Raw genomic sequence first — 26,423 nt, forward strand, 5'->3', positions numbered from 1 at the left:
ATGACCCTTCCGCCCGTGCCCGCCGGGGACGACCTGAGCGCGTCCGCCCATTCCAAGCACCTCCGCGTGGCCGACGGCGACGCGGTCCGGCTGTCGTTCACGCAGGAGCCGCTGTGGATCCTGCAGCGACTCGGCGAGCGGATGACCGCCTACAACCTGCCGCGCGTGATGCGGCTCCGCGGGCCGTTGCGCATCGAGGCGCTGCAGCGCGCCTTCGACGCAGTGATCGCCCGCCACTCGATCCTGCGCACGCGCTTCTTCGAGCGCGACGGCGTGCCGATGGCGGTGGCGCAGGCCAGCGTGCCGTTCCTGCTCGACCAGGTGGACCTGTCGCGCGAGCCGGCACCAGCCCGCGAGGCCGCGCTCGCGCGCGAAGTCGAGGCCACGCTGAACCACGTCTTCGATCTGGGCGCGGCGCCGGCGATGGTGGCGCGGCTGATCCGGCTCGGGGACGAGGAGCACGTCCTCGCGCTGTGCCTGCATCACATCGTGTCGGACGCCTGGTCGAATCCGGTCTTCGCCGCCGACCTGTCGACCGCCTACGCGCCGGCGCTGAAGCAATCCGGACCGGTCCGACTGCCGGAACTGCCGCTGCAGTACGCCGACCACGCGGTGCGCCAGCGCGCCGCGATGGCGCGCGGCGCGTTCGATCGCGCGCTCGCGCACTGGAACACGCATCTCGGACCCGAGGTCCCGGTCCTTGAGCTGCCGACCGATGCCCCGCGACCGGCGATGCCGACCTTCCGGGGGACGTCGATCGCCTTCGATCTCGAACCGGCGCTGGACGCCGCACTGCGGCAGTTCTGCCGCGCCGAGCGCTGCACGCCTTTCGTCGCCCTGTTCGCGGCCTGGCAACTGCTGCTCGCGCGTTTCGCGCGCCAGTCCGAGTTCGCCGTCGGCGTGCCGCACGCGGGACGCCAGGACGAGGACGTCTTCGGCCTGATCGGCTTCTTCGTCAACACCCATGTCTATCGGGCCCGGCTGTCGTCCGGACAGACGCTGCGCCAGCTGTGCCGCCAGATCCGCGGCGACGCGCTGGCCGCGATGTCCCATCCCGACCTGCCGCTGGACCTGCTGCTCGCCCAGCGCGGCGAGCGCCGTGATCCGGCGCGCTCGCCGCTGTTCCAGGTGCTGTTCGGCGTCCAGATGGGCGATCTCCCGACCCTGTCCTTCGACGGCGTGGCCGTCGAGTTCGTCGAGCAGGGCGACGTCAACGCCAAGTTCGACCTGTCGATGAACTTCCAGGTCGGCGCCGCGCGGACCGGCGGCCGGCTGGCCTACAACACGGACCTGTTCGGCCCTGCGACCGCGCGTCGCCTGATCCGCGGATGCGTGGCGATGCTCGAGGCCGTGCTGCGCGAGCCGGACCGGGTGGTGGGATCGATCAGCCTGGCCGACGCCGACGACCTGCGGCGGCTGAGCGACTGGGGCACGGGTGAGCGCCGCGACACGATGGCGACGGCACGTGCGCCCATGCCTGCCATCGTGCCGGTGCACGAGCGGGTGCGCCAACACGCGCGCCGCCAGCCCGATGAGATCGCATTGGTTCATGAGGAAGCGTCGCTGACCTGGTCTGCGCTGGATCGCCGTGCCGACCGATTGGCTTCACTGCTGCGCGAGCGCGGCATCGGCGCCGACGCGCGCGTGGGTCTGGCCTTCGAGCGCTCGATCGAGATGGTGGTCGCGATGCTCGGCGTGATGCGTGCCGGCGCGGCGGTGGTACCGCTGGATCCGGCGCTGCCCGAGGAGCGGCGTGCGTTCCAGCTGCGCGACAGCGGCGCGATGCTGGTGATCGGCGACGCCGATCCCGCGTGGACCGACGGCGTCGAGATCATGGCGCTTCCCGCGGATGAGGTCGAGGCGATCGACACGGCCGACGCGAATGACGCGAATGACGCGATCGACGCGATCGATGTGATCGATACGAACGACAACATCGTCGAGCGCGGTGAATCCGATCGCATCGTGCCCGTGCATGCGAGCCAGGCGGCGTACCTGATCTACACCTCCGGTTCGACAGGACGCCCCAAGGGCGTGGTCGTCAGCCACGGCGCGCTGGCGAATTACGTGGACGGTGTACTGCAGCGCCTCGGCATCGAGAGTCTGGCGCAGGGCGACAACGACGGCGCGCTGACGGCAGGCGGAAAGACCGAAGCCGCGGCCGGCACCCGAGCCTGCACCCAGAGCGCCGTCAGCGGCGTGACCAGCATGGCCATGGTGTCGACCGTCGCGGCGGACCTGGGGCACACCGTGCTCTTCGGCGCGCTCTGCGCCGGGAAGACGCTGCACCTGGTCTCCGCGGCGCGGGCCTTCGATCCGGACGGCTTCGCGGCCCTGATGCGGCGCCATGCGATCGACGTGCTGAAGATCACCCCGAGCCACCTGCAGGCGCTGATGGGCGCGCGGGACGCGGCCGAGGTTCTGCCTCGTCGCCGGCTGGTGCTGGGCGGTGAGGCGACGCCGTGGGCGCTGCTGGAGCGCATCCGGTCGCTGCGGCCGGACCTGCGCGTGTTCAACCACTACGGGCCGACGGAAACCACCGTCGGCACGCTGACGCAGGATGCGGCGCAGGCGGACCGATCGGCGGCGACGCTGCCGATCGGTCGCCCGCTGCCGGGCAGCGCGATGCGCGTGCTGGACGCGGACCTGCAGCCGCTGCCGCCCGGCCTGCCCGGCGAGCTGTATGTCGCGGGGCACGGCCTGGCACGCGGTTACCACCACCGGCCCGGCCAGACGGCGGAGCGCTTCGTCGCCGATCCGTTCGACGCCCTTGGCGGGCGGATGTACCGCACCGGCGATCTGGTGCGGTGGACGGCGGACGGTCAACTGGAGTATCTGGGGCGCGTCGACCACCAGGTGAAGGTGCGCGGCTTCCGCGTCGAGCTCGGCGAGGTAGAGGCGCAGTTGCGTGCGGATCCCGCCATCGGCGAGGCCGTCGTCACGGCCCAGGAGGGCCTGGGCGGCACGCGGCTGGTGGCGCACGTCACCGGGCGCGAGGGCGTCGCGCCCGATGTCGCCGCGCTGCGCGAGCGCCTCTCCCGCGTACTGACGGATGCGATGCTGCCCGCGGCCTTCGTCGTGATGGACGCGCTGCCGCTCACGCCCAACGGCAAGGTCGATCGCCGCGCGCTGCCGGACGTGGAGACCGCCGGTTCCGGCGACCACGAGCCGCCGGACGGTCCGGTCGAGACCGCGGTCGCCGCGGCCTGGGCCGAAGTACTTGGCGCGGCGCGCATCGGCCGGCGCGACCACTTCTTCGAGCTGGGCGGCCATTCGCTGCTGGCGCTGCGCCTGATCGAACGGCTGCGCCGCGAGGGGCACCACGCGCAGGTGCGTCAGGTGTTCGAGCATCCCCGCCTGGACGACTTCGCGCGCGCCATCGCGAGCAGCGCCGATGAGGCGGAGGTCGTCGTTCCACCGAACGCCATTCCTGACGGCTGCACCGCCATCGAGCCGGCCATGCTGCCGCTGGTGGCGCTCACGCCGGAGGAGCTCCGGCGCATCGAGGCCGCGGTGCCGGGCGGCGCCGCCAACATCCAGGACATCTATCCGCTGGCGCCGCTGCAGGAAGGCATCCTGTTCCACCACCTGATGCAGGCGCAGGGCGATGCCTATGTGACCTCGCGCGGGCTAGCCTTCGACAGCCGCGAGCGCCTGGAGCGCTTCGTCGCGCATCTGGACGCGGTGATTGCACGCCACGACATCCTGCGGACATCGATCGCGTGGGAAGGACTGCGGGACCCGGTGCAGATCGTGCAGCGCGCAGCGCCGCTCGCGCTGCAGTGGCTGGACGGGGAGGGCGCCGCGCCGACGGCGCACGCTGCCCAGCGGCTGCGGGACCATGTGCATCGCAGCCGCCTGCGCATCGACGTGCGCACGGCGCCGATGATCCGCGCGACGGCGGTGCAGGCCTTGACTGCGGACGCGCCTGCGGGTGCGCCCGAGGATGCGCTTGTGGACACAGCAGCCGACACAGCTGCGGGGACGGCTGCGGGGAAATGGACGCCAGCGCTCGACGCAAGCGGTGGAGGCCCCTGGCTGCTGCAGCTGTCGCGCCACCACCTGGTGTCCGATCACACGACGCTAGAGCGGATCGTCGAGGAGATCGGCCTGATGCAGCGCGGTGCCGATGCCGAGCTGCCGGAGCCGATCCCGTTCCGCAACCTGGTCGCCCGCGCGCGGCTCGGCCTTGGCCGTGACGAGCACGAGGCCTTCTTCTCCGGCCTGCTGGGCGATGTCGTCGAACCGACGGCGCCCTACGGGCTGGTCGACGTGTTGGGCGACGGGTCCGGCGTGGGCGAGTCTCGGCTGAATTTGGAGGATGAACTGGCGGCCGCCGTCCGGCGCCAGGCGCAGCGCCATGGCGTCGGCGCTTCCGCCGTGTTCCACCTCGCGTGGTCGCTGGTGCTGGCACGCGCGACCGGTCGCGACGATGTCGTCTTCGGCACCGTGCTGCTGGGCCGCATGCAGGCCGGACAGGACGCGAGCCGCGCGCTGGGTCTGTTCATCAACACGCTGCCGCTGCGCCTGCGTGTGGGCGCGCATGGCGTCGCCGCGAGCCTGCGCCGCGCGCACGCCGCGCTGGCGGACCTGCTCCGGCACGAGCACGCGCCGCTGTCGCTGGCGCAGCGCTGCAGCGGACTGCCGGGCGGGACGCCGTTGTTCTCTGCGCTGTTGAACTATCGTCACAGCCGCCGGCTGCCGGTCGGCGCACAGCTGGGCGAAGGCGTGCGGCTGCTCGACGGCGAGGAGCGCACGAACTACCCGTTCGCGCTGTCCGTCGACGACTTCGGCGACGGCTTCGGGCTGGTGGCGCAGGTGCATCGGTCGCTGGATCCGGACCGCATCGCCGCGTCCGTGCTGGCGGCAGTCGAGGACATCACGCGTGCGCTCGCGGAGCAGCCGGAACGGCCGCTGTGCGAGCTCGGCGGCATCGAGCCGGCAGCGCTCGCGCAATGGCGCGCGTGGGCCACGGGGGCCGGTGGCATTGCGATGGGCACCGCCACAGGCACCGCCACAGGCACGGGCACGGGCACAGGCACGGGCACGGGCACAGGTGCGGGCACGGGCACAGGTGCGGGCACGGGTGCGGATGCGGATGCGGATGCGGATGCGGGTGCGGGTGCGGGTGCGGGTGTTGGCATTGACGCGAGCGACAGCTCGGATGCGACAGAAGGCCGGTTCGGCCTGCATCCAGAGCGGCTGCCGATGCCAAGGCTCTTCGAGCGCCGCGCGGCCGAACGGCCCGGTGCGATCGCGCTGATCGCCGACGGACAGCGGATCAGCTACGCCCGGTTGGACGCGCGGGCGAATCGCCTGGCGCATCAACTCATCGCACACGGTGTCCGGCCCGAATCTCGAGTCGGGCTCGCCGTCCCGAGGTCGGTGGAGATGGTGGTGGGACTGCTCGCAATCCTCAAGGCCGGCGGCGCCTACGTGCCCTTGGATCCTGCGTATCCGGCCGAGCGACTGCAGCACATGATGGCGGACAGCGGGATCACGCTGCTGCTCACCAGCGATGCGACGGCGGCGCGCCTGCCGTTGCGCGACGGTCTCACGGCGCTGCGCATCGAAGCGATCGAGTCGGCGCCTGACGGCACGCTCGAGCGCCTGTCGAGTCTCGATCCGGCGCTCCATCCGGAGGCGAAGTCGGCGCGCATCGACCCGGCGCGCATCGACTCCACGCGGGTCGACTCCACGCACGTCGACCCGGCGGCGTCGGCGTGGACCTCGCCGCCCCGGGTGACGCTGTCGCCCGACCATCTGGCCTATGTGATCTACACGTCCGGATCGACCGGCCGACCCAAGGGCGTGGCGGTGGCGCACGGACCGCTCGCCATGCACCTGCAAGCGGTGGTGGAGCGCTTCGGTCTCCAGGCGGACGACCGCATGCTGCAGTTCGCGTCGATCAGTTTCGACGCGGCCGGTTCGCAGTGGATGGCGCCGCTGATCCAGGGCGCGGCGGTCGTGCTGCTGCCGCAGGACGGTTGGTCGACCGCCGAGGTCGCGCGCACGATCCGTCGCGACGGCGTGACCGCCATCCACCTGCCGCCGGCCTACCTGCGCCAACTGGCGGCCGAGCACGCGGGCGGCGGTCTGCCCGTGCGGCTGTGCATCGCCGGCGGCGAGGCCTGGCCCGCCGCCGACCTGCGCGCGGCGCGTGATGCCTTCGTGCCGCAGCGGCTGGTGAACTCCTACGGACCGACGGAGGCCGTCATCACGCCGTGCGCGTGGCGCGTCCCCGCGGCCGACATCGCACGCCTGGGCGACCGGCCGGTCGCGCCGATCGGCCATCCCGTCGGTGATCGCGCCGCCTGGGTGCTCGACAGCCACCTGTCGCCTTGCCCGCCCGGCGTGCCGGGCGAGCTCTACCTCGGCGGCACCGGTCTGGCGCGCGGCTACCTCGATCGCGGCGGCCAGACCGCCGAGCGCTTCGTCGCCGATCCGTTCGGCGCACCGGGCGCCCGCATGTACCGCACCGGCGATCTGGTGCGCTGGAGTGCCGACGGCGAGCTCGAGTACCTCGGCCGCGTCGACCATCAGGTCAAGGTGCGCGGCTTCCGCATCGAGCTCGGCGAGGTCGAGGCCGCATTGACCTCGCAGCCCGCCGTGCGCGAGGCGGTGGCCGTCGCCGCGCCGGGACCGTCCGGCACACGGCTGGTGGCCTACGTCGTGGCACGGGCCGGCCACGTGCTCGACGCTGAAAACATGGAAAGCGTGCGCGAGCGAGCGGCCGCGGTACTGCCTGACTACATGGTGCCGAGCTTGGTGGTCGTGCTGGACGCGTTGCCGCTCAACCCGAACGGCAAGGTCGACCGGCGCGCGCTGCCCGACCCCGAGCTCGACTCGGTGGGTGCCTACGAGGCACCTCGCGGCGACACCGAAGCGGCCGTCGCGGCGCTCTTCGCCGACGTTCTCGGCGTGTCGCGAGTCGGGCGCGACGATCACTTCTTCGCGCTCGGCGGGGATTCGATCCTGAGCTTGAAGCTGATCTCGCTGGCTCACCGTCGGGGCTGGCGGCTGTCGCCGCGGGAGGTGTTCGAGCACCCGACCGCGGCCGCGCTTGCGCGAATCGTGGACCTGCTGGCGGTGGCCGAGGCCGGCGAAGAGGCGGTGGCGGCGGCTGAGGCTGAGGCAGTGCGAGAAGCGGGAACGGACGCTGGCACCCGAGCGGAGATGGACGGTCAGGCGCGCAGCGGCAACGGGCTGGCTTCGCGCCGGGCCATCACGGCGCTGTCGGCCGCCGATCGGTCTGCCGCGATGCTGGCTTCCTTCGCGCAGGAGCGTCAGTGGTTCCTCTGGCAGCTCGATCCCACGAGCACCGCGTATCACATCGCCGGCGCGCTGACGCTGCGCGGCTTGCTGGACGTGTCGGCCCTGCGCGCGAGCTTCGAGGCGCTCGTCCGCCGGCATGAATCGCTGCGGACGACCTTCCACGCATCGCCGGACGGCGCGGTGATGCAACGCGTCCGAGGTCCGGGCGAAGCAGTGATTGCGCTGACGGAGCTCTCGGACGATGCGCAGGCGCGGCGGCTTGTCGACACGCCGTTCGACCTCAGCGCGGGACCGCTGATCCGCGTCGGGCTGCAGCGGCAGGACGCGGACCGCCATCTGCTGGTGGTGGTGATGCACCACATCGTGTCCGATGGCGGATCGATGCGCATCGTCGTGGACGAAGTCCTGGCCGACTACGAGGCCGCGCTGCGCGGCGAGCAGTCGATGCTGGTCCCGTGGCCGATCCAGTACGCGGACTACGCCGCGTGGCAGCGTCATCGCATGGTCGACGGCGAGCAGCAGCGGCAGCTCGATCACTGGTTGGGAAGGCTCGGCGGCGAGCAGCCGGTGCTGCAGATGCCGACCGATCATCCGCGCCGCGCCGACGGCCGGTACCGCGCGGCGCGGCACACGCTCGCGCTGCCGCCGGCATTGGCGGGGCGTCTGCGACAGAGCGCGCGGGACGCGGGCGCGACGCCGTTCATGGTGCTGCTGGCCGGCTTCCAGGCCGTCCTGGCCCGGTGGACGGGCCAGACGGACATCCGCGTCGGCGTGCCCATCGCCAACCGCGACCGGCCCGAGATCGCGCCGGTGGTGGGCTTCTTCGTCAACACGCAGGTGCTGGACAACCGCATCGCCACGCGGCTGCCGCTCACGCAGGTGCTGGCGCAGGCGCGCGAGGCGGCGATCGGCGCGCAGGCGAATCCCGATCTGCCCTTCGAGCAACTGGTCGAGGCGCTCCAGCCGGAGCGCTCGTTGGGGGTTCATCCGCTGTTCCAGGTGCTGTTCAACCACCAGCGCGGCCAGGATCTGTCTGCGCGGCAATTGTCCGGACTGGCTATCGAGCCGGTGGAAGTCGCGGAACGCGCGGCGCAGTTCGAGCTTGCGCTGCACACGACGGAGCTGGAGGACGGCAGCGTCCGCGCGAGCTTCAGCTACGCGGCGGAGCTGTTCGAGCCCGCGGCCATCGAGCGCATGGCGGGCCACTTCGCCGCGATGCTGACGGCGATCGCCGACACGCCGCAGATCGCCGTCGGCGATGTGGCGTTGATGTCGACGGTCGAATCGGACTGGCTCGCGCAGCTCAGCGTCAACACCGAGCCGGTCGCCGCGGCGGAGCCCGTACATCGGCGCATCGAGCGGTTGGCTGCGGCGGATCCCACGGCGCCCGCGCTGGTTTTCGGCGACGCGGCCTCGTCGTCGTCGTCGTCGTCATCGTCATCGTCATCGTCATCGTCATCGTCATCGGCGACCCCATCGACATCGGTGTCATCGGTGTCATCGGCGTCGGCTGAAACATCGTCGTTGACGCGCGGTGAACTCAACGTCCGCGCGAACCGTCTGGCGCATCGCCTCATCGCGCTGGGCGTTCGCCCGGACTCGCGCGTGGGTCTGGCGGTGGAGCGCTCGCTCGACATGATGGTCGGCGTGCTCGCCATCCTGAAGGCCGGTGGCGCGTACGTGCCGCTCGATCCCGAGCTGCCGGCGGACCGGCTGGCCTACATGCTCGAGGACAGCGGCGTGGCGCTGGTGCTGACGCAGTCGCATCTGCGCTCACGGCTGCCGGTCGGGCAAGAACTCAGCGTCGTCGACATCGACACGATCGAACTAAGTGCCCGGCCGGACGCAGACCGAGACACGAGAGCTGACGCGAATCCGGACGTCGAGCTGCACGGCGAGAACCTGGCTTACGTGATCTACACGTCGGGATCGACCGGCCGTCCGAAGGGCGCGGCCAACCGACACGCGGCGCTGCACAACCGCCTGGCGTGGATGCAGGAGGCGTACGCGCTCGATGCCTCCGACACCGTGCTTCAGAAGACCCCGTTGAGCTTCGACGTGTCGGTGTGGGAGCTCTTCTGGGCGTTGGCCGAAGGCGCGCGCCTCGCCATCGCAGGCCCGGGCGATCATCGCGAGCCGGCGCGCCTGGTGGCGCTCATCGAAGCCCACGAGGTCACGACGATCCACTTCGTGCCGTCGATGCTGCAGGCGTTCCTGGCGCACGACGGCGTTGAGGTCTGCACCTCGCTTCGGCGCATCGTGTGCAGCGGCGAAGCGCTGCCGGCGGAGGCGCAAGCCGGCGTGTTCAGGCGGCTTCCGAATGCGAGCCTCTACAACCTGTACGGCCCGACCGAGGCCGCCATCGACGTCACACATTGGACGTGTCGCGACGACGGTCGCAGCCAGGTGCCGATTGGCGCGCCGATCACGGGCATCTCGACCTGGGTGCTGGATGGAGACCTCAACCCGGTCCCGCCCGGCGTCCCGGGCGAGCTGTACCTCGGCGGCATCGGGCTTGCGCGCGGCTATCACGATCGCGCCGGCCTGACGTCCGAGCGATTCGTCGCCAACCCGATGGCCACGGCGGCCAACGACACCGCGGACGATGGCATGTGTGGTGTCACGCATGGCATGGGTGGCGCGGGTGGTGCTCGTGGTGTTCTGGGTGCATCGGCAGGCAGCCGTCTCTACCGCACAGGCGACCTCGTGCGCTGGAACGCCGACGGTCAACTCGACTACCTCGGCCGCATCGACCATCAGGTCAAGATCCGTGGCTTCCGCATCGAGCTCGGCGAGATCGAGGCGCAGCTCCTCGCGCAGCCGGGCGTTCGCGAGGCCGTCGTCGTGGCGCAGCAAGCGCCGGCGGGCGCAAGACTCGTCGCGTACGTGTCGGCGCACGCCAGGGTCACGACCACGCCCGGAATGGGCCATGGGGCTGGCGCCGAGAACACCGGCGTCACGGGCATCTCTGGCATCGCTGACTCGATCGACGTGTCGATCCTGCGCGAGGCGCTGGGCCGCGCGCTGCCCGAGTACATGGTCCCCGCCGTCATCGTCGTGCTGGACACGCTGCCGCTGAACCCCAGCGGCAAGGTCGATCGCAAGGCGCTGCCGCAGCCGGAGGCCGTGTCCGACATCGAGTACGAAGCGCCGCGCGGTGAGATCGAGGAGACGGTCGCCGCGATCTGGGCCGAGGTCCTCGGCGTCGAACGCGTCGGCCGTCGCGACAACTTCTTCGCGCTGGGCGGCCACTCGCTGCTGGCACTGCGCGTGCTGGAGCGCCTGCGCGCACGGGGACATCGCACCGAGGTCCGTCAGATCTTCCTGCACGCGGAACTCGCGGCATTCGCCGAATCGATCGCGTCGTCGGCGTCACCGAAGTCGGCGTCACCGGTGTCGACGTCGGCTCAATCGACGTCGACGTCGACGTCGGAGTCGGAGTCGGAGTCGGAGTCGGATTTCCCATCGACTTCGACTTCGACTTCGGCCTCCATCGATGACGGGGCGGCGCTGATCGCCTTGACTCCCGACGAGACCCGCCGCATCGAAGCCGCCATCCCCGGCGGCGCCGCCAACATCCAGGACGTCTACCCGCTCGCTCCGCTGCAGGAAGGCATCCTCTTCCACCACCTGCTGCAACCCGACGCCGACGCCTACGTCACCGCCCACCTGATCAGCTTCGACAGCGAGGCGCGACTGCGACGTTTCGTCGACAGCTTCAATCGCGTCATCGAGCGTCACGACATCCTGCGCACCGCCGTATTGTGGGAAGGTCTCGAGGAGCCGGTGCAGGTCGTGTGCCGCGAGGCGCGTCTCGACATCGAGTGGCTGTCGCCCGAGGACGGTGCGGTGGCCGTGCGGCTCGAGGCCATGGGTCGCCCCGGCCGCTGCCGCATCGACGTGCGGCGCGCGCCGCTGCTCCGCGCGATCGCGGGCTTCGACGCGGCGCAGGGACGCTGGCTGCTGCAACTCCCCAGCCATCACCTGGTGACGGACCACAGCACGCTGGCCGGTGTCGTCGAGGAGATCACGCTGATCCAGCAGGGCCGGACAGCCGAGCTGCCGGAGCCGGTGCCGTTCCGCCGCTTCGTGGCGCAGGCCCGCCTCGGTATCAGCCGCGCCGAGCACGAGGCCTTCTTCAACGCCATGCTGCGCGATGTCACCGAGCCCACCGCGCCGTTCGGCGTGGCCGACGTCCGCGGTGACGGCTCGCGCCTGCGGCAGGCACGTCATGCGCTTCCAGCTCCGCTGGCGGCCGAGGCCCGTCGGCAGGCGCGCCGGCATGGCGTCGGCGTCGCCTCGCTGTTCCACCTCGCGTGGGCGCTGGTGCTGGGCCGCACGACGGGCCGCACCGACGTCGTCTTCGGCACCGTGCTGCTGGGCCGCCTGCGCGCCGAAGGCGGCGCTGAGCGCGCCCTGGGGCTTTCGATCAACACGCTGCCGCTGCGCCTGCGCGTCGGTACGCAGTCCGTCGCGGATGGTCTGCGCGACGCCCATGCGGCGCTCTCCGCGCTGCTCCGTCACGAGCATGCGAGCCTGTCGCTCGCGCAACGCTGCAGCGGGATGTCGGGCGGAACGCCCTTGTTCTCCGCGCTGCTCAACTACCGGCATGCGGGCCGCCGACGCGATGCGTCCTCGATCGCCTGGGAAGGCATGGAGATCGGCGCCGCCCAGGAGCGGTCGAACTACCCGTTCGGCCTCTCGGTGGACGACGATGGACAAGGCTTCGGCCTGGTCGCGCAGGTGCACGAATCGCTGGATGCGGACCATGTCTGCAGGCTGATCCAGGCCGCGGTAGGCAGCCTGGTGGACGCGCTGGCGCACCGTCCCGCGAAGACGTTGAGCGAGCTGGACGTGATGGATCCCGCCTCTCTCGCCCGGTTGAAGGACTGGGGCCTCAACGAGCATCGCTACGGCCGGACGCCGCCGGTGCCCCGTCTGGTCGAACGCCAGGCCGCGGAACGGCCCGACGCGGTCGCCTTGATCTCCGGCGATCAACAGCTCAGCTACGCGCAGTTCAACGCCCGGGCCAATCGCCTCGCGCATCGGCTGATCGCGCTGGGCGTTCAACCGGAGGACCGCATCGGTCTGGCGGTGCAGCGGTCGATGGACATGGTGGTCGCCCTGCTGGCGATCCTGAAGGCCGGCGCCGCGTACGTGCCGCTGGATCCGAGCTATCCGGCCGAGCGTCTGGCCTACATGGTCGAGGACAGCGGCCTGCGCCTGCTGCTGACGCAGGAGACGATCGCATCGCGGCTGCCGGTCCACGACGGACTTGAGGTGCTGACGCTGGACGGCGGCGACGCCTTCACCGGCGCGGACACGGATCCCGCCGTCGAACTCCACCCGGAGCACCTGGCCTACGTGATCTACACGTCGGGCTCCACGGGGCGGCCGAAGGGCGTGGCCGTCACGCACGGGCCGCTGGCGATGCACGTGCAATCGATCGGGGAGGTCTACGGCATGACGCCGGAGGACCGCGAGCTGCAGTTCGCGTCGATCGCATTCGACGGCGCGCATGAACGCACCTGGGTGCCGCTGGCCTTCGGCGCGGCGCTGATGCCGCGCGACCAGGAACTGTGGCCCGCGGAGCGGACCGCCGCCGAGATCGAACGCCACGGCATCACGATCGCCTGCTTCACGCCGGGCTACCTGACGCAGATGGCCGAACTGCTCGGCGAGTCGGCGAGCCGGCTGCCGATCCGGTCCTACACCGTCGGCGGCGAGGCCATGTCCCGCGCGAACCTCGATCTCGTGCAGGCCGTGCTGAAGCCGCCGCGCATCATCAACGGCTACGGTCCGACCGAGACGGTGATCACGCCGACGGTGGGAATCGCGCTGGCCGGCGAGCGCTCCGACGCGTCCTACATGCCGATCGGCAAGCCGGTGGGCGACCGCAGCGCCTACGTGCTCGATGGCGACCTGAACCTGTGCCCGCCCGGCGTGCCGGGCGAACTGTACCTGGCGGGCGGTCTGGCGCGCGGCTACCTCGGACGGCCCGATGCGAGCGCCGAGCGCTTCGTCGCCGATCCGTTCGCCGATGTATTCGGCGATCCAACAGTCGTTCCATTCGACGCTTCATTCGGCGATCGAATCGGCAAGCGGTCCGTTGGCACCGGAGGGCGCATGTACCGCACCGGCGACCTGGTGCGCTGGAACGCGCGCGGCGAGCTCGAGTACCTCGGCCGCATCGACCATCAGGTGAAGGTGCGCGGCTTCCGCATCGAGCTCGGCGAGGTGGAATCGCAGCTGCGCCTGCAACCCGGCGTGCGCGAGGCGGTGGCGGTCGCCGCCGACGGCGCGGCCGGCGCCCGGCTGGTGGCCTATGTGTCGCCGCTGCCCGGTCATGCCCTGGCGCCGCGCGCGTTGCGGGAAGGCCTCGCGCGCGTGTTGCCGGACCACATGGTGCCGGGGCTGTTCATCGTGCTGGACGCGCTGCCGCTGAACCCCAACGGCAAGGTCGACCGCAAGGCGCTGCCGGCGCCCGAGGCCGACATCGACCGCGCGCACGAGCCGCCGCGCGGCGAGACCGAGACGGCGCTGGCCGCGCTGTGGGCGGAGACGCTGGCCGTGGAACGCGTCGGTCGCGACGACAACTTCTTTGAACTGGGCGGGCATTCGCTGGCCCTGCTGAAACTGCAGATGAAGGTGCAGCGGCGCTTTGGCGTGCAGCTGCCGCTGCGCGCGTACTTCGAGAGCCCGACGCTGGCCGACGCGGCCGCGGCGGTGCAGCGCGAGGTCGACGCGACGGCGTCGGCGCAGCGCGGCGATCTGGATCGCATGGCGGCACTGCTGGATACCTGGGAGAACTGAATGAGCATCATCGACAAGAACGACGCCTCGTCGACCGCATCGGCGGTCTCGCCGTCGACCCCAGCGGCGGCGGCATCGTCGAGCCCGGCAGCGGTCTCGCCATCGACCTCAGGCGCGACCGCCCCGGCGGTCGCATCTCCCGCCGATCCCAAGCGGGCGCTGGCGGAGCGCTTCGCGCGTCTTCCCGCGGACAAGCAGCGCGGGTTCCTGCAGGCGCTGAAGGCGCAGGGCATCGACTTCGCGATGCTGCCGATCGTGCCCGCGCCGCGCGTGGCGGCCGGTGCCATGGTCGCGGACGCATCTTCGGTGATGGAGACCTCCGGCGATGACCAGGCTGCTCGCCTCGACGCGCGGCCGCTCTCGCACGCCCAGTTGCGCCAGTGGTTCCTGTGGACGCTGGATCCGAGCAGCACGGCGTATCACCTGTCGGGCGCGTTGATCCTGCAGGGAACACTCGACGAGGCGGCGTTGCGCGCCAGCTTCGAGGCGCTGATCGAGCGCCATGAGTCGCTCCGCACGACCTTCCATGCGGATGAGCGGGGGCAGGTGGCTCAGCGGGTGCATGGAGCCGGGAAGACTGGTTTCCACGTCGAGACGATCGATGTCCGTGCCAGTGCCAGTGCCAGTGCCGGCGCTGAGGCCGATAGCGTCGAAACCGATGCCGCTAAGGCTGAACCCAACGGCGCCGATCGCAACGGCGCTGGTGGCAATGACGTCGATGGCAACAACGTCGATGGTCACGTGGAAGCGCGCACGCGGGCGATGGCGCGGCGTCTGGCGGACCGCCCGTTCGACCTCGGCGCGGGACCGCTGCTGCGCGTGGCCTTGCTGCGGCAGAGCGCGGAGCGCCACATCCTCGTCGTCGTGATGCATCACATCGTGTCGGACGGCTGGTCGATGAAGGTGATCGTCGACGAATTCGTCGCGCAGTACGGTGCTCGGGTGCGCGGCGAGACGCCGTCGGCGCCGGCCTTGCCGATCCAGTACGCGGACTACGCCGCATGGCAGCGCCACTGGCTGGAGGCCGGCGAGAAGGACCGGCAGTTGACCTACTGGAAGGACCGGCTGGGCGGCGAGCAGCCGGTGCTGCAGCTCCCGGTGGATCACCCCCGACGATCGGATGGGCGGTATCGCGCCGCCCTGCATGTGATGACGCTGCCCGCGCCGCTGGTGGGCGCGCTGCGACAGCGGGCGCTGGAGCACGGCGCCACGCTGTTCATGGCGCTGCTGGCCGGCTACCAGGCGGTGCTGGCCCGCCATGCCGGACAGGCGGACATCCGCGTCGGCGTGCCCGTGGCCAATCGCCAGCGGCCGGAGACCGAAGGGGTCGTCGGCTTCTTCGTCAACACGCAGGTGCTCAGCAATCGCGTGGAGGGGCGCCGAACGGTGGGGCAGATGCTCGATCAGGCCCGGGAGGCCGCGCTCGGCGCGCAGGCGCATCAGGACCTGCCGTTCGAGCAACTGGTCGATGCGCTGCAGCCCGAGCGCTCGCTCGGCGTGCATCCGCTGTTCCAGGTGATGTTCAACCACGGCCGCGGTGGGGCCCGGGGCGAGGCGGTGCTGCCGGGGCTGAGGGTCACGCCGTATGCCTCCGGCGAGCAGGCCGCGCAGTTCGAGCTGATGCTGACGACCACCGAGAACGCCGACGGCACGGTGCGCGCGAGCTTCAGCTACGCGGCGGAGCTTTTCGAGCCCGCGGCCATCGACCGCATGGCGGGCCACTTCGCCGCGATGCTGGCGGCGATCGCCGACACGCCGGAGATCGCGGTCGGCGATGTCGCGCTGATGTCGACGGAGGAAGCAGAACGGCTCGCGCAACTCAGCGTCAATACCGCGCCGATCGCGGCGGCGGAGCCGGTGCATCGGCGCATCGAGCGGTTGGCTGCGGCGGATCCCACGGCGCCCGCGCTGGTGTTCGGCGACGCGAAATCATCGGCATCGGCATCGGCATCGGCATCGGCGTCGGCGTCGGCGGCAACCTCGTCGTTGACGCGCGGTGAGCTCAATGTCCGCGCGAACCGTCTGGCGCATCGCCTCATCGCGCTGGGCGTTCGCCCGGACTCGCGCGTGGGGCTGGCGGTGGAGCGCTCGCTCGACATGATGGTCGGCGTGCTGGCCATCCTGAAGGCCGGTGGCGCGTACGTGCCGCTCGATCCCGAGCTGCCGGCGGACCGGCTGGCCTACATGCTCGAGGACAGCGGCGTGGCGCTGGTGCTGACGCAGTCGCATCTGCGCTCACGGCTGCCGGTCGGGCAAGAACTCAGCGTCGTCGACATCGACACGATCGAACTAAGTGCCCGGCCGGACGCAGACCGAGACACGAGAGCTGACGCGAATCCGGATGTCGAGCTGCACGGCGAGAACCTCGCGTACGTGATCTATACGTCGGGATCGACCGGCCGTCCGAAGGGCGCGGCCAACCGCCACGCGGCGCTGCACAACCGCCTGGCGTGGATGCAGGAGGCGTACGCGCTCGATGCCTCGGACACCGTGCTTCAGAAGACCCCGTTGAGCTTCGACGTGTCGGTGTGGGAGCTGTTCTGGGCGCTCGCCGAAGGCGCGCGCCTCGCCATCGCAGGCCCGGGCGATCATCGCGACCCGGCGCGCCTGGTGGCGCTCATCGAGGCCCATCAGGTCACGACGATCCACTTCGTGCCGTCGATGCTGCAGGCGTTCCTGGCGCACGACGGCGTCGAGGTCTGCACCTCGCTGCGCCGCATCGTGTGCAGCGGCGAAGCGCTGCCGGCGGAGGCGCAAGCCGGCGTGTTCCGGCGGCTTCCGAAGGCGAGCCTCTACAACCTGTACGGACCGACTGAGGCCGCCATCGACGTCACGCATTGGACGTGCCGCGACGACGGTCGCAGCCAGGTGCCGATTGGCGCGCCGATCACGGGCATCTCGACCTGGGTGCTGGATGGAGACCTCAACCCGGTCCCGCCCGGCGTCCCGGGCGAGCTGTACCTCGGCGGCATCGGGCTTGCGCGCGGCTATCACGATCGCGCCGGCCTGACGTCCGAGCGATTCGTCGCCAACCCGATGGCCACGGCGGTCAACGACACCGCGGACGAGGGCATGTGTGGTGTTACGCATGGCATGGGTGGCGCGGGTGGTGCTCGTGGTGTTCTGGGTGCATCGGCAGGAAGCCGGCTCTATCGCACAGGCGACCTCGTGCGCTGGAACACCGACGGCCAACTCGACTACCTCGGCCGCATCGACCATCAGGTCAAGATCCGCGGCTTCCGCATCGAGCTCGGCGAAATCGAAGCGCAGTTGCTCGCGCAGCCGAGCGTTCGCAAGGCCGTCGTCGTGGCGCAGCAAGCGCCGGCGGGCGCAAGACTCGTCGCGTACGTGTCGGCGCATGCGACGACCGCTGGCCACACCGGGTCGACCGACGAGTCCGTGGAGGCGCTGGTCGCGGCGCCGTTCGAAGAGCCGGTTGAAGCGCGGATCGACGTGGCAATCCTGCGCGAGGCGCTGGCCCGCGCGCTGCCCGAGTACATGGTCCCCGCCGTCATCGTCGTGCTGGACACGCTGCCGCTGAACCCCAGCGGCAAGGTCGATCGCAAGGCGCTGCCGCAGCTGGAGGCCGCGTCATCGGCCGAGTATGAGGCGCCGCAAGGTGACGCCGAGCTCGCCATCGCCGCGATCTGGACGGACCTGTTGGCCGTCGAGCGCGTCGGTCGCCAGGACAATTTCTTCGAACTCGGCGGTCATTCGCTGCTGGCGATCCAGCTGCAGGCGCGGATGCGGCAGGCCGGCTGGCACTCCGAGATGCGCGAGCTGTTCCTGCATCCGCGCCTGGCGGATTTCGCAGCCGCTGCCGCAGTGGCGACGGCCCGCGCGTCGTCGTCGGACACCGTGCCGATCGACGACAGCGCCGCCACCATCCCTCCCGGCTGCGCCGCGATCGAGCCCGGCATGCTGCCGCTGATCGACCTCGACGTGGACGAACTGCGTCGTATCGAATCCGCCATCCCCGGTGGGGCCGGCAACATCCAGGATCTCTATCCGCTCGCGCCGCTGCAGGAAGGGATGCTGTTCCATCACCTGATGCAGGAGCAGGGCGACGCCTACGTCATTTCGCTGCTGCTGCGATTCGATTCGCAGCCGCGACTGCTGCGCTTCATCGACGCCTTGAATCAGGTCATCGCGCGCCACGACATCCTGCGCACCGCCGTCCTGTGGGAAGGCTTGCGGACGCCGGTCCAGGTGGTCTGCCGCGAGGCGCCGCTGCGGCTCGAGTGGCTGGAGATCGACGAGGCGGATCGCGCCGCGGGTCTCGCGGCCGAGCGGCTGGCGGCGCACGTGGATCGCCGCAGCTTCCGCATCGACGTCCGCCGCGCGCCGCTGGTGCGCGCGATCGCCGTGCACGATGCGCCGGCCGGGCAATGGCTGCTGCAGTTGCCGAGCCACCATCTGGCGCTCGACCACACGGCTGAGAAGCTGATGATCGAGGAGATCGCGCTGATCCTCCAGGGCCGGCAGGCCGAACTGCCTGAACCGGTTCCGTACCGCCGCTACGTCGCGCAGGCGCGAGGCGGTATCGACACGGCCGCGCATGAGGCCTTCTTCCGCGCGCAACTGGGCGACGTGGACGAGTTGACCGCGCCCTTCGGGCTCGCGGACGCGCGGCTGGACGGCAGCGCCAACGAGGAGTCGCGACTGACGCTGCCCGCGACGCTGTCGACGGCACTGCGTGAGCAGGCGCGGCGCCAGGGCGTCAGTGCGGCGACGCTGTTCCACCTTGCGTGGGCGCTGGTGCTGGCGCGCACCGCCGGGCGCGACGACGTCGTTTTCGGCACGGTGCTCTTCGGCCGCATGCAGGGCGGCGAGGACGCGCACCGCGCGATGGGGATGTTCATCAACACGCTGCCGCTGCGGGTGCGGCTCGGCGGCCGCAGCGTCGCGCAAGGCCTGCGCGAGACGCATGAGCGCCTGACCGGCCTGCTGCATCACGAGCACGCGCCGCTGTCGCTGGCGCAGCGCTGCAGTGGGCTGCCGGGTGGCACGCCGTTGTTCTCCAGCCTGCTGAACTATCGCCACAGCGGCCCGCGTCGAGGCGATGAAAGCTCCGGGGGCGTGCATGAAGCGCATGGAACGCATGAGGCAAACGACGCGAGCGACGCAAACGACGCGGTGGGCGCGGAGACGACCTGGGAGGGCATGACGCTGGTCGGGGCGAAGGAGCGCACCAACTATCCGTTCACGCTGTCGGTCAACGACCGCGGTGAGGTCTTCGAGCTGGTGCTCCAGGTCGAGCGCTCGGTGCGCGCCGAGCGCATGGCCGGCTACCTGGAGGCCGCCGTGCGCGGGATCGTCGACGCGCTGGCGACCGGCGGCGATCGACCGTTGCATGCGCTGCCGTTGCTCGGTGATGCCGAGATGGCGACGTTGGCGCGATGGAGCGAAGGCTCGAAGGCTGTTGCCATGGTCAGCTCTGGCTCTGGCTCTGGCTCTGGCTCTGGCTCTGGCTGCGATCACGCCGACGCCGACGCCGACGCCGACACCGACACCGACGCTGACGGTGGCTTCTCGGGGGCGATGACGATGCATCGCCTCATCGAGCGTCAGGCGGCGATCGATCCCGATGCGCCGGCACTGGTGTCCGGCGACGCCGCGTTGACGCGCGGCGAGCTCAACCTGCGCGCGAATCGGCTCGCGCATCGCCTGATCGCCCTGGGCGTGCGTGCCGACGCGCGCGTGGGTCTGGCGGTGGAGCGCTCGCTCGACATGATGATCGGCGTGCTGGCCATCCTGAAGGCCGGCGGCGCCTACGTGCCGCTCGATCCCGAGCTGCCGACGGACCGGCTGGCCTACATGCTCGAGGACAGTGATGTGTCTCTGGTGCTGACCCAGTCGCACTTGCGCTCACGGTTGCCGGACGGGGGAGGGCGCCGCTTCGTCGACATCGACACCATCGATGTCTCGGAACAGTCAGCCGTGAACCCCGATGTCGAGCTGCACGGCGAGAACCTCGCCTACGTGATCTACACGTCCGGATCGACGGGGCGTCCGAAGGGCGCGGCGAACCGCCACGTGGCTTTGCACAACCGCCTGGCGTGGATGCAGCAGGCGTATGCGCTCGATGCTTCGGACACGGTGCTGCAGAAGACGCCGTTGAGCTTCGACGTATCGGTGTGGGAGCTCTTCTGGGCGTTGGCCGAAGGTGCCCGGCTGGCCATCGCAGGCCCGGGCGATCATCGCGATCCGGCACGCCTGGTGGCGCTGATCGAGGCACACCAGGTCACGACGATCCACTTCGTCCCCTCGATGCTGCAAGCGTTCCTGGCGCATGACGGCGTCGAGGTCTGCACCTCGCTGCGCCGCATCGTGTGCAGCGGTGAAGCGCTGCCGGCGGAAGCGCAGGCTGGCGTGTTCCGGCGACTTCCGCAGGCGGGTCTGTTCAATCTCTACGGGCCCACCGAGGCCGCCATCGACGTCACGCATTGGACGTGCCGCGATGACGGCCGCAGCCAGGTGCCGATCGGCGCGCCGATCGCCGGCATCTCGACGTGGGTGCTGGACGGCGATCTCAACCCGGTCCCGCCCGGCGTCCCGGGCGAGCTCTACCTCGGTGGCATCGGCTTGGCTCGTGGTTATCACGGTCGCGCTGCGCTGACGTCCGAACGATTCGTAGCCAACCCGATGGCCACGGTGGCCAACGACACCGCGGACGATGTCATGTGTGGTGTCACGCATGGCATGCGTGGTACGGGTGGTGTTCGTGGGGTGCTGGGTGCTTCGGCGGGAAGCCGTCTCTACCGCACAGGCGACCTGGTGCGTTGGAACGCGGACGGTCAGCTCGACTACCTCGGCCGTATCGACCATCAGGTCAAGATCCGCGGCTTCCGCATCGAGCTCGGCGAGATCGAAGCGCAGTTGCTCGCTCAGCCGGGCATCCGCGAGGCCGTGGTCGTCGCGCAGCCGGCAGCGACGGGTGCTCGGCTCATTGCGTACGTGTCAGCGCACGCGAAGCCCACGATCGCGCCCGGAATGGGCGATGCGGCAAGCGTCGAGATCTCCGGCATTTCCGGTGTCGGTAGCGTTGATAGCGCCGCTGGCGCCGCTGGCATTGCTGGCGCCGTCGGCTCGATCGACGTGTCGACCCTGCGCGACGCGCTGGGCCGCGCGCTGCCCGAGTACATGGTCCCCGCCGTTTTCGTCGTGCTGGACACGCTGCCGCTGAACCCCAGCGGCAAGGTCGACCGCAAGGCGTTGCCGCAGCCGGAGGCCGCGTCCGCCATCGAGTACGAAGCGCCGCAGGGCGAGGTCGAACTCGCCATCGCGGCCATCTGGGCGGAGGTACTGGACGTGACGCGCGTAGGCCGTCACGACAACTTCTTCGAAGTGGGCGGCGATTCGATCCTCAGCCTGCAGATCATCTCGCGCCTGCGGCGTGCGGGCTGGCGGATCACGCCGCGTCAGGTCTTCGAGCTGCAGACCGTCGCGCGACTGGGCGAGGTGGCCGAGCGTCTGGTCGAGGAAGACACGTCGGGCAGTGGCAACAGCCATACCGCCGATGCGCCCGCCGCGCGCGGCCACTTGAGCGACTTCCTCGACGACGCGGCCATCGCCGCGCTTGGCATCGACGCCTCGATGATCGAGGACGTTTACCCGCTGGTGCCGACCCAGGAAGGCATGCTCCTGCATTCCGTGGAGGCGCCGGACTCCGGCCTCTACGTCAATCAGCTGAACGTCGAGGTCCGCCATCTGGATCCTGATCGCCTTGAAGCCGCCTGGCGCGTGATGGTGGCCCGTCACGCGATGCTGCGCGCGGCGGTTCTCTGGCAACCCGGCATGGCGCGCCCGCTGCAGTTGGTGCTGCGCGAGGCGTCGGCCGTGATGGAACGGCTCGACTGGCGCGATCTCGACTCATCAGCCGCACCGGCCGCACCGGCCGCACCGGACACTTCGGCCGGCTCAGGCGGCTCAGGCGATCCGGCCGCGGTGGCCCGTCGCATCGCCGACTTCGCCCGAGCTGAGCTCGTGCGCCCCATCGACTGGCTGCGCCCGCCGCTGTCGCGTGTCGCCGTGCTCCGGCTGGACGAGGACCGTCATCAACTGGTGTGGACGCGCCATCACCTGCTGTCGGATGGCTGGAGCGATTCGCGCCTGATGGCCGAGTGGCTGCGCTGCTACGCCGGCGAGACGCTGCCCGCCGAGCCGCCCCGGTACGGCGACTTCGTCCGCTGGCTGCAGCGCCAGGACGCCGGCGCGCCCGAGGCGTTCTGGACCTCGGCGCTGGCGCACCTGGACGGGCCCACGCTGCTGGCCGAGTCCACCCGCGCCGAGCCTGGCCGTTCCGGTTTCCAGAAGTTGTACACGCGCTTCGACATCGACGGCACCGCATCGCTGCAGGCTTTCGCGCAGCGCGAGCGCGTGACCGTGAACACGCTGGTGCAAGCCGCATGGGCCGTGCTGCTGCATCGGCACACGGGCCGCGACCGCGTCGTCTTCGGCGCGACCGTGGCCGGCCGACCCGCCACCTTGCCGGGCGCCGAGGAGATGCTGGGCCTGTTCATCAACACGGTGCCGGTGCCCGTGCGCTGGGACGCCGGCCAGCGCGTCGGCGACTACCTGCGCGCGGTGCAGGACACCAACCTGCAGTTGCGCGACCACGAGCACGCCGCGCTGGCCGACGTGCAGCGCTGGGCGGGTTCGTCGGGCCGGCCACTGTTCGACAGCATCATCGTCTTCGAGAACGCCCCGATCGACCGCGCCTTGCGCCAGCTGAGCCAGTACGGCCTGGCGTTCGCAGAGATCGGCGGCGAGGGCCTCACCGGTTATGCGATGGACCTGCAGGTGGTGGCCGGCGACCGGCTGGTCATCGAGTACTGCTACAGCCGCCGCGATTTCGACGATGCCTTCGTCGAGGAACTGCGCGCGCAGATGGAGACGCTGCTCGCCCGCATGAGCGCCGACGCATCCGCGCCGCTCGGCGAGCTGAGTTGGCTGGACGACACCGCGACCGCGACGGTGTGTGAACTCGGGCGGAGCCGCGACGGTCTGGCCGCGCCGCGTCCGGTCCCGGTGCACCGCCTGATCGAGCGCCAGGCCGCAGAACGCGGCGAAGCGATCGCGCTGCTGTTCGGCGACGACGAACTGAGCTACGCGCAACTCAATGCCCGCGCGAATCGGCTGGCGCGCCGCCTCGTGCGCCTGGGCGTGCCACGCGACGCGCGTGTCGGCGTGGCGCTGGAGCGCTCGCTGGACAGCATCGTCGGCCTGCTCGCGGTGCTGAAGGCCGGCGCGGCCTATGTCCCGCTCGATCCGGCCTATCCCGCCGACCGCCTGGCGTTCATGCTGCGGGACAGCGGCGCGTCGCTGCTGCTGACGCAGCGTGCGCTGCGATCGCGTCTGCCGGTCATCGACGGACTGGCCGTCGTCACGATGGAAGAGGAGGGCCATGCGCCGGAGGATCTGGCCGGCCTCCCGGGCCGCGATGGCGCGCGCCTTGCCTGCGACGCGGATGGCGACGCCGATGGCGACAGCGCCAATCTCGACCTGCCGGACCATCCCGATCACCTGGCCTATGTGATCTACACCTCCGGCTCCACCGGCCTGCCCAAAGGCGTGGCGGTGACGCACGGTCCGCTGGCCATGCACTGCCTGGCCACGGCGGAGATCTACGGCATGAGTGCCGATTCGTGCGAGCTGCACTTCATGTCGTTCTCGTTCGACGGCGCGCATGAGCGCTGGCTGACGCCGCTGTGCATCGGCGCGGGCCTGGCGCTGCGCGACAACGAACTCTGGACCGCCGAGCAGACCAGCGAGGCGATGTACCGCTACGAGGTGACGAACGCCGCGTTCCCGCCGGCCTACCTCGGCCAGATCGCCGATTGGGCCGGCATGCGGGGCGACGCGCCACCGGTGGAGCTGTACGTCTTCGGCGGCGAGGCCATGCCCAAGGCCGCCTACGACAAGGTCTGCCGCCACCTGCGCCCGCGCACGATGATCAACGGCTACGGCCCGACCGAGTGCGTGATCACGCCGCTGATCTGGAAGTCCGCCGCCACCGAGAGCTTCGACTGCGCCTACGCCCCGATCGGCAGGCCGGTGGGCGACCGCGCGATCCATGTGCTCGACACCGATCTGCAGCCGGTTCCGGCGGGCGTCGTCGGCGAGCTCTACATCGGCGGCTACGGCCTGGCGCGCGGCTACCTGGGCCGCGCGGGCCTGACGGCGCAGCGCTTCGTCGCCGATCCGTTCGACGCCTCCGGCGGCCGGCTGTACCGCACCGGTGACCTGGTCCGCTGGATGGCGGACGGCAACATCGAATACATCGGCCGCGCCGACCACCAGGTCAAGATCCGCGGTTTCCGCATCGAGCTGGGCGAGATCGAGACCTGCCTGTGCGAGGTGCCGGGCGTGCTCGAGGCGGCGGTCGTCGCGCGCGAGAGCCCCTCCGGGAAGCAGCTCGTGGCCTACGTCGTCGCGCTGCCCGATGTCACAGAGGCGGCGCTGCTGCCGCGCATCCGCCAGCGGATCGCCGAGCAGTTGCCGGAGCACATGGCGCCGGCGCATCTGGTGGTCCTGCCGCGCCTGCCGCGACTCATCAGCGGCAAGCTGGACCGCAGCGCGCTGCCCGATCCGATCGCGAGCACCGACGGCGCCCATCGCGCTCCGCGCAACGAGGTCGAACGCCGGCTGGCGGCGATCTGGCAGGAGGTGCTGGGCCTCGAGCAGGTCGGCATCGGCGACAACTTCTTTGAACTGGGCGGCGACTCCATCCTGAGCCTGCAGGTGATCTCGCGGGTGCGCAACGCCAAGCTCGGCTTCGAACTGCGACTGCGCGACCTGATCCGCCACCAGACGATCGAGGGGCTGAGTGCCGCCGTCGCGGTGGCGGCAGCCACGGCCTCGGCGTCCGCAACGGCAGCAGCAACAGCAACGACGGCAACGGCGGACAGAGCGTCGCTGACGCAGGCGGGTTCCGCCTCCGCCACCGCCGTGGCCGACGACGCCGTTGCGGAAGGCCTCGTCCCGTTGACGCCGATCCAGCGCTGGTTCTTCGACGAGCCCATTCCCGCACGCCACCACTACAACCAATCGGTGATGCTGCAGGCGCCGGTCTGGCTCGACGAGGACCGGCTGCGGCGCGTGATCACGCTGCTCGCGCGGCATCACGACGGACTGCGCCTGCGCTTCCAGCAGGACGCGGATGGCACCTGGACGCAACGCTACGAGGATGCTTCGGCGGCGGATGCCGTGGAGGTCCTGTGGACACGCGATGTGGCCAGCCCGGACGACATCCGACGTGAGGCGGACCTCGCGCAGCGCAGCTTGGACCTTGCGCAGGGCCCGCTCTGGCGGATGCTTCACCTGCGACATGCTGACGGCAGCGCACGGCTGCTGATCGCGGTGCATCACCTGACGATCGACGGCGTGTCCTGGCGCGTGCTGCTGGAGGATCTGCAGTCGCTGTACCTGGCGTTGGCGGCCGGCACGGAGCCGACGCTGCCGGTCCGCAGCGCGCCGTTCAAGGCGTGGGCGGAGCACCTGCAGCAGTGGGCGAGGTCAGAAGCGTTGGCTGCCGAGCTGCCGCATTGGCAACGCGAGATCGCCGCGATCCCTGACCTCCCGCGCGACGACCCGGAGGCGCTCGGCTGGATCAAGGACCGGCGCACGGCGTCGATGTCGCTTGACGCGGCGCTCACGCAGCAACTCCTCCGCGTCGCGCCTGCCGCCTACGACAGCGGCATCGATGCGCTGCTGCTGACCGCGCTGGGACGCACGCTGTCCGCGTGGACCGGGCATCCGGAGGCGCTTGTGCTGCTTGAGGGCCACGGCCGCGAGGGCGACGCCGCGGACCTTGACCTGAGCCGCACGGTGGGTTGGTTCACGAGCGCCTATCCCGTGCGCCTGACCGGACACGGCCAGCCGTGGGCAGAGGCGATCCCGGCGGTGTCCGCGCATCTGCGCGCGGTACCGAACCGAGGCGTCGGTTTCGGCGCGCTGCGCTACCTGCACGCCGACGCGGCGGTGCGCGACTCGCTGGCGGCGGTGCGGCCGGGCATCGCGTTCAACTACCTGGGGCAGTTCGACCAGACCTTGAAGGAGGGCACCGGCTTCCAGCGCGCCCGCGATTCCGGCGGCATGGCGCGCGACGAGAACGGCCCGCTGCCGAACTGGATCGAGGTGATCGGCCAGGTGATGGACGGCGTGTTGACGATGAACTGGTCCTACAGCGATCGGATGTTCAGGCCGGAGACGATGGAGGGGTTGGCGCAGGGCTTCCGGGCGCAGCTGGTCGAGCTGATCGGGCACTGCGGGGCTCACCCCATCGGCGCCGTGGTCTCGTGAGATCTGTGCTCAAGCTCGCGCCGGAATCGCCG

2 protein-coding genes are annotated in these 26,423 nt (G+C 70.7%); both read left to right on the top strand.

Annotated elements, in window-relative coordinates:
* Positions 1-14,088, top strand: coding sequence for an amino acid adenylation domain-containing protein (locus ACQ4L4_RS07340; protein WP_431103571.1), 14,088 nt, complete (start codon positions 1-3; stop codon positions 14,086-14,088).
* Entirely contained in the window at positions 14,089-26,391 is a 12,303-nt protein-coding gene (locus tag ACQ4L4_RS07345) for an amino acid adenylation domain-containing protein (protein WP_431103572.1), read from the top strand. It begins immediately after the preceding gene.
* The last annotated feature ends 32 nt before the right edge of the window (positions 26,392-26,423 follow it).

The sequence above is a fragment of the Roseateles noduli genome, assembly GCF_050626985.1.
GTDB lineage: Bacteria > Pseudomonadota > Gammaproteobacteria > Burkholderiales > Burkholderiaceae_C > Roseateles > Roseateles noduli_A.